Origin of the sequence: Lutibacter sp. A64 (assembly GCF_022429565.1) — a bacterium.
In the GTDB taxonomy this organism is placed as follows: Bacteria; Bacteroidota; Bacteroidia; order Flavobacteriales; family Flavobacteriaceae; genus Lutibacter.
Genome location: NZ_CP092487.1, coordinates 314,801 through 328,614 on the forward strand (window position 1 = coordinate 314,801; position 13,814 = coordinate 328,614).

A 13,814-nucleotide genomic window follows, 5' to 3' on the forward strand; every position below is an offset into this window, starting at 1 on the left:
AAAATCTAATAATTTTATTATTGATTTTAAATTTTTCATTTGCATTTTCTAATGATTGGAACGATGCCCAATGGATATGGCAACAAGAAGATGGCCATCAAATACTTGGATGAGTTTTAGAAAAACAGTGACATTAGATGTATTGTTCTCATGGACGCAAGATTTATTGAAACAATCTAAAATAGCTTCTGACGTGGTAATAAGAAGTCCAAGTGAAAAAGTATATCAGATACATCAATATACTCAAGATAAAGATATTTACTTCTTTACAAATATACATAGGTTTGAAGCTACAAGTTTTGAAGCGAAATTCCCTGTTGAAAATAAATATCCTTGGGTTTGGAATCCTGAAACGGGAGTGAGAACACCTTTCCATTACACAACGAATGCTGGAGAGTTAAGTATCTCTTTAGACCCATTACAATCGCTTTTATTAATCTTTGAAGACGAAAAACCAAAAGAAAAAATTGCAGAGGTTAATACAAAAATTAAAGAATCAAAGCTATTAAACGGGACTTGGACAGTTATTGGAAGGCGAGTAGATAATACTACATTTACTTGGAAAATGGATAGCCTTACAGATTTTAGCAAATCGACCGATAGCACCCAAAGTACATTTGGGGGTGAAATTATTTACAAAATAACAATAAATAATGATGATGATTTTACACATATAGATTTAGGCGATGTTAATGAAGGAATAACCGAACTTTATGTCAACGGTAAAAATATAGGAAAACGTTGGTATGGGAAAGCAGTTTATCCAATATCAGGGTATCTTACGAAAGGAGAAAATAATCTAGAGATTCATTATACTTCTGTGTTGGCTAATTATTGTAAATCGTTAAAAAATAATCCAATGTCTCATCAGTGGACAAAAAGATATAATGATAAAGTTTCTACGGGACTTGAAGGCCCAGTAAGATTATTAAGGTATTAATAAAAACAAAAATAAAATGAAAGTAGGATTATTTGGTATCGGTTTAGATACCTATTGGCCTCAGTTTGAAGGCTTGTTAGAACGATTAGAAGGTTATCAAAACCAGATAGCAAATAAAATGAATGAATTTGGAGCTGAAGTTGTAAATGTAGGATTGGTAGATTCACCTGAAAAAGCTGCGAAAACAGCCGATAGGTTAAAAAAGGAGGATGTAGATTTGGTGTTTTTATACGTTTCAACGTATGCATTATCTTCTACCGTTTTACCTGTAGCACAAAAACTAAAATGCCCTGTTATTATTTTAAATATTCAACCTGTAGCAGCCATAGATTATGAGCGTTTCAATAAACTAGGCGATCGTGGTAAAATGACAGGAGAATGGTTGGCGCACTGTCAGGCTTGTTCTGTTCCCGAATTGGCAAATGTATTTAACCGTACAGGTATCGATTATGAGTTTGTTACAGGGTATTTAGGTGAGCAAGCTGTTTGGGATGAAATGCAAGATTGGATAGACGCTGCAAACGTAGCATCGGTAATGAATAACAATCGTTTGGGTGTTTTAGGTCATTATTATGGCGGTATGTTAGATGTATATTCAGATCTTACAAAACAATCTGGAGCCTTTGGAACCCATATTGAAATTGTTGAAATGTGCGAAGTTAAAAAATACAGAGATGAAGTTACAGAAGCCGAAGTAGCCGAAAAAATAAAAGAATTTCATGCTACATTTGAAGTTTTAGAGGTTTGTGAAGAAGAAGAAATTATTCGTGCAGCAAAAACATCTATTGCGTTAGATAAAATGGTGAAGAATCATAATTTAGGTTCTTTAGCATATTATTATGAAGGGGAAGCAGGTAATGAATATGAAAACATTGTAACTTCTGTAATTGCTGGAAATACGTTGCTAACAGGTAAAAACGTACCTGTATCAGGAGAATATGAAGTGAAAAATGCCCAGGCCATGAAAATTATGGATGCCTTTGGGGTTGGAGGTTCATTCTCTGAATTTTATGCAATGGACTTTAATGATGATATTGTAATGTTAGGACATGATGGTCCTGCTCATTTTGCCATTGCTCAAGGAAATGTACAACTAGTGCCGTTACCTGTTTATCATGGAAAACCAGGAAAAGGACTTTCAATACAAATGACCGTAAAGCACGGACCTGTAACCTTACTTTCAGTAGTTGAGGGTAAAGATGAAGTGTTTTTATTAGTTGCTGAAGGTGAATCTGTTGAAGGGCCTATTCTTCAAATAGGAAATACAAACAGCCGTTATCGTTTTTCAATTGGAGCAAGAGCATTTATGAATCAATGGTCTAAACAAGGACCTTCACATCATTGCGCTATTGGAGTTGGGCATATTGCCAATAAAATTGAAAAACTAGGTAACTTATTAAATTTAAAAGTGGTGAAGGTTTGCTAATTAATTTTTTTAACTCACAAGCTTATAACAGGATAGTACAGGGTAAACAAAATGTTATCTTCAAGTAAATTTGAAGATAACATTTTGTTTTAATTTTTAATCTAAAAATTACTATTCTTAATACCTAAGAGTACCCTTTTATTCTCTAAGGTTATAAGAAGCAAGAATAAATACGACTACTATGTCAATAGAAGTCTATATCCATTTATAGTTAAATAGATTTTAAACTGTAATATTAATGATATAATGAAAATGAAACTAATCAATATTTTTAAGGGAATTATAGGTTTCTTTTTTATCGCAATATTTTTGATGTCATGTAATACAGGTTCTAAATTTTCTTCTAAAGAGTTTGAAAACCTGAAAGAAGGATTTAGTACCCCAGCAGACACAAATACTGTTTGGTGTTATTGGTATTGGATAAATGACGATATTTCGAAAGACGGCATTACCAAGGATTTGGAAGCTATGAAAAAAGCTGGTATTGGCGGAGCACTTATTGGTAATATTAATCCAGCACACAAAGATGGGAAAGTGCCAATGCTAAGTGAAGATTGGTGGTCGCACATGGTTCATGCAGTTGTTGAAGGGAAACGGATAGGTGTAGATATTGGTATTTTTAATTGCCCAGGCTGGAGCCAGTCTGGGGGTCCATGGGTAGATTATACAAAAGCGATGCGTTACCTAACGTATAGCGAAACAAAAGTTGAAGGAAATCAATTACTAAAACTTCAGTTAATTCAACCCAAGGAGGAGTTTCAAGACACACATACATTGGCTTTTAAATCATTGGAGGCTGAAAAGAAGAATATAATCAACATTCCAACAGAAATCACATCGAGCGTTAAAACAATAAATACCAATTTATTGAAAGATGGAATTTTAGAGTCAGCAGGTTCATTTAGTACAAAAGAAAATAAAGAACTTGTTTTAAGTTTTAAGGTAAAAGAAAGTATCAATGCGCGTCAAATTTCGATAGGTGCTAGTGAAGAATTTCAATGTGATATTCAATTGTTTTCAAAACAAAATGGAAAGGATACACTGATAAAAAGTTTTGTATTTGATAGAAGAAAAAATGCAGTAAACGTAGGCCCTATAACTAATGGACCTTTGTATATAAGTTTACCTAATAGTACGTCAAATGAGTTTAAGCTAGTTTGTACAAATTTTGTGAGTCGTAAAAAAGTGGCAGGTTTTTCAGAAATAGGAATTTCAGAAGCTCCGATTTTGGATCGTTACATTGAGAAACAGTTAGGTAAAATGCACGCAACACCAAAGCCAAAATGGGACACCTATACTTGGACTAAACAAGAAGAAGAACCTATAAAAGAGCTGTGTGTTGAGGCAGAAGAAATAATTGATATCAGTAGTTATTTAAATGTTAATGGACTACTTACTTGGGATGCACCTGAAGGTGATTGGACTATTATGCGAATTGGTATGACTCCAACAGGAACAAAAAATTCGCCATCAGCACCGCAAGGTCAAGGTTATGAGATTGATAAAATGAATAGTGAATTAGCGAAGTTTCATTTTGATAATTTTGTGGGTGAATTTTTAAAACGTATTCCTGAAGAGAGTAAATCGGCTTTTAAATATGTAATTGCTGATAGTTATGAAATGGGTTCTCAGAATTGGACGGATGATTATGAACTTAAATTTAAGGCGAAATATGGGTATGATCCTATAAAATATTTACCAGTACTATCAGGTAGAATAGTTGAAAATGTAGAGAAATCGGAACGTTTCTTGTGGGATTTACGTCGTTCAATTGCTGATGATGTAGCCTATGAATACGTAGGAGGTTTAAGAGAAGCAAGTCATGAGCATAATTTAAAAACGTGGTTAGAAAATTATGGGCATTGGGGGTTTCCGGGTGAATTTATGATGTATGGCGGTCAATCAGATTTAATTGCAGGTGAATTTTGGAACGAAGGAACGCTTGGTAATATTGAATGTAAGGCTTCTTCTTCCACATCTCATACTTATGGCAAACCTATAACTTCTGCTGAAGCATTTACTTCAAGTCGTAAATCATTTTTACGCCATCCTGCAATGTTAAAAAAACGTGGAGATTGGAGTTTAACCGAAGGAATCAATCATTTTGTATTGCATTTGTACATTCAACAACCAGATGATAGCAGAAAGCCAGGGATAAATGCTTGGTTTGGAACAGAATTTAACAGACATAATACCTGGTTCTCACAAGCCAGTAATTATTTCGATTATTTACGCCGTTGTCAGTATTTGTTACAGCAAGGGAAATACGTGGCCGATGTGTGTTATTTTATTGGGGAAGATGCACCAATAATGACAGGTGGTCGTAATCCTGAGATACCAAAAGGATATTCTTATGATTATATCAATGCGGAAGTGATTTTGAATCGTTTGTCTGTAAAAGATGGTCGTTTTGTGTTGCCTGATGGTATGTCGTACAAAGTAATGGTTTTACCACCTTTTACAATAATGAGACCAGAAGTGCTTGCGAAAATTGAAGAATTGGTGAAGCAAGGAGGTGTTATATTAGGATATAAGCCAGAAAATTCACCAAGTCTTCAAAACTACCCACAATGTGATGTTGAGGTGAAAGAATTGGCAAATAAACTTTGGTCTGGAGTTTATAAAGATGGAAAAATGAAGAATTTGTATGCAGCTGGTTTTGTATTTGACGGGTATCAATTAAATGAAGTTTTTTCTACCCTTAACGTAAAAAAAGATGTGGATGTACCAGATGAAGCACCAATTTTATGGACACACCGAACATTGCCAGGGATGGATATTTATTTTATTACGAACCAAAGTAATGAACAAATAGAAGTTAGCCCAATATTTAGAGTGAATAAGCATTTAAAACCTCAATTATGGGATGCCGTAAGTGGTGAAATACGTGCTTTAAATGATTTTGAAGTTTCAGGAAAAGGAATAACTGTGCCACTTAAATTGAAAGCTGCTCAAAGTTGGTTTGTGGTATTTACAAACGCTTCAGATGTTTCAAAAGGGTATCAAACTAATTTTCCAGAACCTTCTTTACTTCAAAGTATTGATGCGCCATTTATGGTCGATTTCAAAAATAAAGAAATTGGTCCCAAGGAGCCTTTGCTATTTGAGCAACTTAGTGATTGGGTAAGTTCAGAAGATGATTCGATTAAATATTATTCAGGTTCGGCAACGTATACCACAAATTTCAACTTAAATGAACTTTCTAAAGATCAAGAAATATATTTGAATCTTGGAAGCGTTAGTGTTATGGCTAAAGTCAAAATCAATGGAAAAGAAATGGGTGGTGTTTGGATGGCTCCTTACCGATTAAATATTACTGATGCAATTAAGGTAGGAGATAATAAATTACAGATAGAAGTAGTTAATTTATGGCGAAACCAATTGATTAAAAATAAAAAGTTACCATTAGAAAAACGGTATACTTGGTTGGAAACCGATGATATAAAGAAAAATGAAAAACCACATGCTTCAGGTCTTTTAGGACCAGTTACAATTGAAAATTTGAAATAACAATAAAGAAAATATGGAGCCACATAATAAATATTTGAATTAAATTGAAAATAAGAAAAATGAAAAACTGTTAGTTATTGTAATCGCATTGGTATTCGTGTCATGAAATTTAAAAAAAGAAGTGAAACAACCTAACGTAGTATTTATTTTGACGAATCAATGGAGGGGACAAGATTTAGGCTTTGAAGGGAATGAACAAGTTCAAACACCATCGTTTGATCAATTAGCAAAAGAATCTGATGTTTTTTTACCAATGCCATTTCTAATATTCTTGTTTGTGATTCAGCGAGAGTTTCATTAATGACAGGTAAATATCCATTAAGTCACGGAGTTTTTTATAATGATAAACCAATGCTTACTGAAGAAAATTGTTTAGCAGAGGTATTAAGAAAATGGTTATGAAACAGCTTATATTGGGAAATGGCATATTAATGAACATGCACTAGGTGTAAGTAATTGTGTTGAGCTTAGCTTTCCTGTACCAAAAGAAAGTCGACAGGGTTTTGATTATTGGAAGGTAAAAGAGTGTACCCATAAGATTGGTATGTTTTGATGAGAAAGATGAAAAACATAAATAGGAAGGTTATGATGTTATTGCTCAAACAAAGGATGCTATAATGTATATGCAAACAAATAAAGAAAACCATTGTGTTGTTCTTATCGTATGGTCCTCCGCAACCATCGTATAATTCAGCTCCAGAAAAATTAGAACTATATAAAAGGATATAAACATTAAATTACGACCTAATGTTCCAGAAGCAAAAAAAGCGGTAGCTAAAGAAGCTATTCATGGTTATTATGTACATATATCTGTCTTAGATGATTGTATGGGTGAGTTACAGGCTGAAATTAAAAATTAGGTTTAGACGAGAACATCATTTTTATATTTACATTGGATCACGGAGATATGTTGTATTTTCATGCACAAACAAAAAAAAACCTTGGGAAGAATCTATTTTTGTTTCTTTTATGGTAAAGTACCCTTCAAAATTTGAAGGAGGAACTGAATTAACAAAAGTATTTTTATATCCAGATATTATGCCAACATTACTAGGAATGAGTAACCTGCCAATTTGAACAACTGTACAAGGTGTTGATTATAGTGGGCAGTTATTAGGTGCAGGAAATTTAGATATTGATGGAGCTTTAATCATTTGTCCTGTTCCTTTTTACCAATGGAATTACAAAAAAGGAGGTCGCGAATATAGAGGGATTAGAACTGAACAATACACCTATGTTAAAGATTTAAACAGTTCATGGTTACTTCATAATAGTAAAATGCTCCTTTTCAATTAGATAATTTAGTTAACAAAGATGAGTTTAAAAGCTTACAAGAGGACCTAGAGCAGAAACTACAAAAAAATGTTAGATAAGTGAGAAGATAAATTTTTACCAGGAGAAAAATATATGGAAGCTTAGGGGTATCATTGGGGTGGAGTTGATAAATAGAAAAAAATAGTAAAGAAAATTTAGATATAAACAAAATATCAAAATTTATTCAAAAAGTATTTTACCCTGTTTTTATTTTATCTGTTATACAAGGAAATGTTTTCTTGTGCTAGATAAACTTGATAGCCTATATTTTGGAGCTGGCGAGTTTTTATCTTCAAAATTATAATTTTAGTGCTTGTCTTTTTTCTTTTTGGTAATTTGAATTCCAGTTTTTTTAAATATACTAATAGAATTAGATTTAATGTTGTAAAAACGGATTATGAAATTTCAAAATATCTTATACAGTCGGAGTTATAAAAATGAACAAAATGTTGGCACCAAATAAAAATATTAATTTAAGAGTTGTAAGAAAAAAATAATAAAAATGACGCTGAAATAAATATACATTTAAGTTACTTTTGTGACGAGAAATTGAGAGTAAATAGTATTTCATTTAAAGATAGAAACTAGAAGATAATTGATAGAGGTTTGGAAATTAAAATTCAGAATAAAAGTTTAATTGAATTAAAAGAGTTTTAAAACATTTTGTAGGTATATAAAAAATTGCTGTATTTAGACTTAGTCAGTAGACAGTTGGATATTTACAAAACAATATTACATATTTTTTTAAAAAAATACAGTAAAACATGACAGTGCAGGATAATAGAAACAAATAGATAATATAAGTTAGCAAATAAATATAAAAATAATTTAAAATCATTTTATGCAAGCATTATTAGGAGTATTATTTCATTCAATAGGAGGTGTGGCATCAGGTAGTTTTTATATGCCATATAATAAAGTAAAAGGTTGGGCATGGGAAACCTTTTGGATGGTTGGAGGTATCATGTCATGGCTTATTTTACCACCGCTAGCAGCTTGGTTAACAATACCAGATTTCACAACTGTTTTAGCAAATAGTTCTAGTGATATTATAAGTGTAACATTTATAATGGGCTTACTTTGGGGAGTTGGAGGTTTAACTTATGGTCTTGGAGTACGATATTTAGGAATGTCTTTAGGTAATTCTGTTGTTCTTGGTTTTTCAGCTGCTTTTGGAGCATTAGTTCCATCAATCTATTATAACTTTTTTCCTGAATATGGAAGAACTTCTTTTACAGATATGTTGGGGAATACAGGAGGGCAATTAGTTCTTTTTGGTGTTTTTGTATGTTTGGCAGGTATTGCGCTTTCTGGTAAGGCTGGGATGATGAAAGAGAGTGAACTATCTGATGAAGATAAGAAAAAAACGATTGCAGAGTTTGATTTAGTAAAAGGATTAGTGGTAGCAATACTTTCAGGTATTTTAAGTTCTTTTTTCAATTTTGGTATTGAATTAGGGAAGCCTTTAGCAGATGCAGCAATTGAAGGAGGTTCTAATCCGTTATATGCAAATAACATTACATTTGTGGTGATTCTTTGGGGAGGTCTTTTAACAAACTTTGTTTGGACTACAATTTTAAGCATTAAAAATAAATCTTATAAGGATTTTACAAATAAAGCAACACCAATTAAAAACAATCTTTTATTCTCAGCTTTAGCTGGTTCTATATGGTTTTTACAGTTTTTCTTTTATGGTATGGGAGAGAGTAAATTAGGTAGTGGTGCTAGTTCTTGGATTTTACATATGTCAACCATTATTTTAACAGCAAATTTTTGGGGTATTTACAGAAAAGAATGGAATGGAGTTGCAACAAAAACAAAATGGACTATTACAGCTGGTATTGCAGTAATTCTTTTGTCTGTGGTTTTAGTTGGTATTGGAAATTCGATCTAAAAAGTAAATTAAAATATAAGTTTTATCAAAACCACTAAAAGTTAGTTAATCTACTTTTAGTGGTTTTTAGATATAATATTGGGGCTATTTTATTTATAAAGAATAAAAATTTAAGCGAAGCGTAACAGTGCAGGACGGTCTTATTTGAGATTTAATTTAAATTTATAAAAATTTTAAATTCATAAAATAATGATTAAAAATGAAACGGTTTTGTTAGCACTTATAGCGATGTTCTCATTTTTTGTGAGTTGTTCTGATGATGCAAATGAAATTGACGAACCTATAATAGAAGAACCGGAACCAGAAGAACCTATTGATCCTAATAAAATTGTAACCATTAATACGGGTGCTGTAGAAGGGGTTATGTATAATTTTTGGTCAACAAGACCCATGATTAACCAAACACGTTTTAATAGTAGTGGATTTACAGATGGGTTAGAAAGCATAAAGCCGTATGTGAAAAGCTATAATCTGGTGAGAATGATGGGAGGTAGATTAGACAATAAAAATACTTTTTACAAGGGTGTTGATGCTTCAGGTAATATTATTACAGATTTTAGCGGTCTAATAACAAGTATGCGTAATTTTATGCAAACAGGTTTTAAACCCCGAATTGTTTTAGACAACGTGCCTTGGGAAATGAATGCGGTACAGGAAATTAACAAATACGGGAATACAAACCCTCCAGATGATTATGATATTTGGAGACAATACGTAAATGCATATGTACAAGTACTTGTAGATGAATTTGGTATGAATGAAGTTAAAACATGGCGTTTTAGAATTGCTACTGAACCTAATTATGCACCAGAACATTGGAATGGTACAAAAGAAGATTTCTTTAAGCATTATGATATTACGGTTGATGAAGTATTAAAAGTGATTCCTGAAGCAATTGTTGGTCCAGGTAATTTGCTTTCAGAAGGAGTTGCAACATTTACAACTGAACTTATTGACCATTGTGCAACAGGTACAAACTATGCCACAGGAGAAATAGGGACTAAAATGGATTTTTTCTGTATTTCTTATTATGAAAAAATCGATCAAAACACAATTAAATTACCCGAGACAATTGAGCCATATAGAACTAAATTGAATAGTTATTCTCAATTCAGTGATATACCTTTAGATATTCAAGAATTTGGGGTATTAAGAGATGAAAATGGAAATAGAGGCCTTAGTTTAAGTGATGGAACAGAGTTTGGAGCAAGTTGGTATGCAACAATTGCAGCTATGGCTTATGAATATGGAATAACTGAGATATATGATTGGGGTCAAGAAGTTGAAGGGAGTGATTTGCCTGCTGGTCGAAGACATGTTACTTCTATGTTTCTAATGATGGAAGGAGGTAATAGATTGCAAAGTCTAAAAAATACTTCAGGTCATAATGGAGTTATTCCTGTTAGTAAAAATGGTAAAATATATTTGTTAGTGTACAATCACAATACAAGTAGAAACGGTGGTTCCAATAGAACTATATACCCACAAATTGAAGGAGGGTTACTTTCAGGGACTAATAAATGGAAAATGAACGAGTGGACAGTAGATAAAAACAACGGTATATTTATGCATGAATTGTATAAAGATTGTAATGCCGCTGGTATAGCAAAAATTTCCAACGGACGTATCTATGGGAATAGACCTTCAGATTATTTTGAAGCTGGATGGAAAGATGTGTTTAATGCGAACAAGTCTAAATACGAAACATTATCAAAACTGCCACAAACAGTTAAGGATTCTATTGTTGAAACAAAAGAAAGTAAAATTACGTTAAAAGTAGATTTAGAACGTCATAGTGTTAAATTGATAGAATTAATCCCTAATAATAAATAAAATAATTTCAATGGTTAAAATGAAAAAAACTGGAAGGTTAAAGGTTAAAATAGGATTCTCAATTATAGCTCTTTTATTACTGAATATTTCTTGTGCTATAAATAGCTCAAAAGATCAAACAGATCTTTCGTTTGAAGCATTAACATGTAATTCTCAAAAAAATCCAATAGCCATAGAAAGTGAACAGCCTCTTTTGTCTTGGGTTGTAAAAGCTGAAGGATATAACCGTGAACAAACAGCTTATCAAGTTTTAGTGGCATCAAACCTCGAAAATTTAAATGAAGATGATGCTGATATGTGGAACTCAAACAAGGTGAGTAGTTCACAATCTATTCATAATAAATACTTAGGTAGTAAATTACTTTCTACTCAAATTTATTATTGGAAAGTGAGAATTTGGGATGAAAAAGGAGTGGTTTCTTCTTGGTCTACCGTGAATACTTTTGAAATGGGGTTGTTAGAGGAGGCCAATTGGAATAACGCAAAATGGATTACGTTAAATAAAGACACTAGAACTTCTGAACACCGTTTTCGTGAATATAAAACAGGTAAAATGGATGAACCTTTAATGGTTGAGAGTTTTGCTGCAAGTTATTTTAGAAATTCAATGAATGTTGAAAAAGAGGTTGTAAATGCGCAAGCTTATATATGTGGATTAGGTTATTACGAGTTGTATTTGAATGGTAAAAAAGTAGGTGATCACGTGTTAGATCCTGCACCATCGAATTATGATAAACAAGCGTATTATGTAAAATATGACATTACAAAACAACTAAAGTCAGGTGAAAATGCGGTTGGAATTATTTTAGGAAATGGTTTTTACGGGCAAGATGTTTCATGGAAAAGAGATCCAGAATCCGAAAGAGATTTAGCTTACGGAGCACCCTCTGTTCGTCTTTTGGTGAAGGTCAAATATTCAGACGGATCTGAGAGTGATTTTTATACTAATGATACTTGGAGAGAAACTACAGGCCCAATTGTGTTTAATAATATATATGGTGGTGATACTTATGATGCACGTTATGAAATAAATGGATGGAACACCGTTGGTTATAATGATGAAAAATGGGGGCAAGCTAAGGAAGTATCTCCAAAATTGAAGAAGGTAAGCGCGCAGCAAATTCCAGCTATAAAAAAGTTGAAAATTTTAGAGCCTCAAAACGTATTTAAAGGAACAACAGGAAATTGGATTGTAGATTTTGGTCAAAACATTGCAGGATGGGTGCAAATTCAGGTAGAAGAAAAAGAAGGACAATTGATTGAAATTACCACTACTGAAGCTTTAACTCAAGATGGGAAAAACATTTATGCGGGTTCAACAGGTGGAGGAGCTAATGGTATGCGTCAAGTTTACAAATATATTTGTAAGGGTGAAGGAGTGGAAGCTTGGGAACCAAAATTTAGTTACCACGGATTTAGATATGCCGAAATAAAAGGGGTTTCATCTAAACCTGATGCAGCTATGATAAAAGCAGTTTTAGTCGCTACTGATATTCAGGAAAAAGGAAGCTTTACTTCTTCAGATGCGTTGTTAAATAAAATGCACAGTATAAGTAAATGGACTATTGTTGATAATGTACATGGTATTCCTGAAGATTGTCCACATCGTGAAAAATGTGGGTGGTTAGGTGATGCGCATGCATTTTGTGAATATGCGCAGTATAATTATGATATGAAAAACTTCTATAAAAAATTTATGGAAGATATTCGTACGCAAATGCGACCAACAGCAGGTCATAATAATCCTAAAGTTAAATTTCAAGTTCCTACTATGATTGCACCAGGAAAGCGAACTTCAACCTATGCTAAATTAGATTGGGGTGTAGCAACTATGTACTTACCTTGGTATAATTATTTGTATTATGGTGATGCGGCTATTGTAAAAGAATATTACCAAGATATGAAAGGCTTAACAGATTTTTATCTTTCTTTCAAGGGTGAAAATGGAATTATACAAGATGGTATGGGAGATTGGTGTCCGCCAAATTGGGATAGAAGAAGAAATCCAAGTGCCATGGAATGTGACCCAATTATTTCTGCAAATGCCTATTTCTACGATATTTTAGGTATTATGGAGAAATTTGCAAAAATGAATAATGATACAGCTTATGAAATGCAACTAAAAAAAGAGAAGCAGTCTTTAAAAGATGCTTTTAATAAAGAGTTTTTAACAACTATCTCAACAACAAATCACAAATGGTATGGCAGTCAAACAGCAACTGTTATGGCATTGCAGTTTGGAATGGTTCAAGAAGCTGAAAAAGAATCTGTTGTAAATGGTTTAGCTCATGATATAGTTGAAGTAAAAGGAGGGCATCATGCTACAGGAATACACGGGAACAGATACATTTATACCATTCTTACGAAGTATGGAAAGGGAGATTTAGCATATGAAATTTTAACAACACCCGATTTTCCAAGTCAAACCTATGTCATGAATTACGGATTTACAACTTGGCCAGAACGCCAGTTTGAATGGGAGAAAATGGACGGATTAAGCAACTCTTTAAACCATCCAATGCACAGTGGTTTTGCTGCTTATTTTTTCGAGTCTTTAGGTGGAATTAAAGCTACTTTTAGCGGTGCTGGTTTTAAAGAATTTATGGTGAATCCTAAATTTCCAAAACAAATTACAAAAACATCAGTTGATGTTCCAACACCTTATGGAATTATTCATAATAGTTGGGAACAGGAAGATTCCAATTTTTCAATGAATTTAGAAGTACCTTTTAATACAAAAGCACGACTTTATTTAACTCAAAGTGAATTTAAATCTCTAAAAATAAATGGTGAAGCGTTTAGTGCTTTTCAAAAAGAAAATAAAAAAGAATGGGATGGTGATAGCTCGGTTATTTTAGGTTCCGGTAGTTATAGTATTAAATACATTAAGTTGTAAA

The 13,814-nt window shown here is 32.7% G+C and carries 7 protein-coding genes; all 7 read left to right on the forward strand.

Annotated features, from left to right (window positions below):
- Positions 1-76: 76 nt before the first annotated feature.
- The 7 genes from MKD41_RS01210 to MKD41_RS01240 all read left to right on the forward strand — a co-directional run bounded on the left by MKD41_RS01210 (position 77) and on the right by MKD41_RS01240 (position 13,813).
- Positions 77-940 (forward strand): glycosyl hydrolase, encoded by an 864-nt coding sequence (locus MKD41_RS01210; protein ID WP_240243628.1) that lies wholly within the window; start codon positions 77-79, stop codon positions 938-940.
- 16 nt (positions 941-956) lie between these two features.
- The gene (locus tag MKD41_RS01215) at positions 957-2,366 is read left to right on the forward strand and encodes an L-fucose/L-arabinose isomerase family protein (protein ID WP_240243629.1); all 1,410 of its coding nucleotides are present in this window, start codon (positions 957-959) and stop codon (positions 2,364-2,366) included.
- A gap of 312 nt (positions 2,367-2,678) precedes the next feature.
- Positions 2,679-5,876 (forward strand): glycosyl hydrolase, encoded by a 3,198-nt coding sequence (locus MKD41_RS01220; RefSeq protein WP_240243630.1) that lies wholly within the window; start codon positions 2,679-2,681, stop codon positions 5,874-5,876.
- A 148-nt stretch (positions 5,877-6,024) separates the two neighbouring features.
- Positions 6,025-6,177, forward strand: a complete 153-nt coding sequence (locus MKD41_RS01225) for a hypothetical protein (protein ID WP_240243631.1) — start codon at positions 6,025-6,027, stop codon at positions 6,175-6,177.
- 1,854 nt (positions 6,178-8,031) lie between these two features.
- Positions 8,032-9,084, forward strand: a complete 1,053-nt coding sequence (gene rhaT, locus MKD41_RS01230) for an L-rhamnose/proton symporter RhaT (protein ID WP_240243632.1) — start codon at positions 8,032-8,034, stop codon at positions 9,082-9,084.
- 189 nt (positions 9,085-9,273) lie between these two features.
- Entirely contained in the window at positions 9,274-10,917 is a 1,644-nt protein-coding gene (locus tag MKD41_RS01235) for a GH39 family glycosyl hydrolase (protein WP_240243633.1), read from the forward strand.
- Between the two features lie 19 nt (positions 10,918-10,936).
- The gene (locus MKD41_RS01240) at positions 10,937-13,813 is read left to right on the forward strand and encodes an alpha-L-rhamnosidase (RefSeq protein WP_240243634.1); all 2,877 of its coding nucleotides are present in this window, start codon (positions 10,937-10,939) and stop codon (positions 13,811-13,813) included.
- The last annotated feature ends 1 nt before the right edge of the window (position 13,814 follow it).

Bases quoted from the DNA above. Each gene is read 5' to 3' on its own strand.
- MKD41_RS01220 (WP_240243630.1), top strand. From the start codon at position 2,679: ATGTCATGTAATACAGGTTCTAAATTTTCTTCTAAAGAGTTTGAAAAC.
- MKD41_RS01215 (WP_240243629.1), top strand. From the start codon at position 957: ATGAAAGTAGGATTATTTGGTATCGGTTTAGATACCTATTGGCCTCAG.
- MKD41_RS01240 (WP_240243634.1), top strand. From the start codon at position 10,937: ATGAAAAAAACTGGAAGGTTAAAGGTTAAAATAGGATTCTCAATTATA.
- MKD41_RS01235 (WP_240243633.1), top strand. From the start codon at position 9,274: ATGATTAAAAATGAAACGGTTTTGTTAGCACTTATAGCGATGTTCTCA.
- rhaT (WP_240243632.1), top strand. From the start codon at position 8,032: ATGCAAGCATTATTAGGAGTATTATTTCATTCAATAGGAGGTGTGGCA.
- MKD41_RS01210 (WP_240243628.1), top strand. From the start codon at position 77: ATGGCAACAAGAAGATGGCCATCAAATACTTGGATGAGTTTTAGAAAA.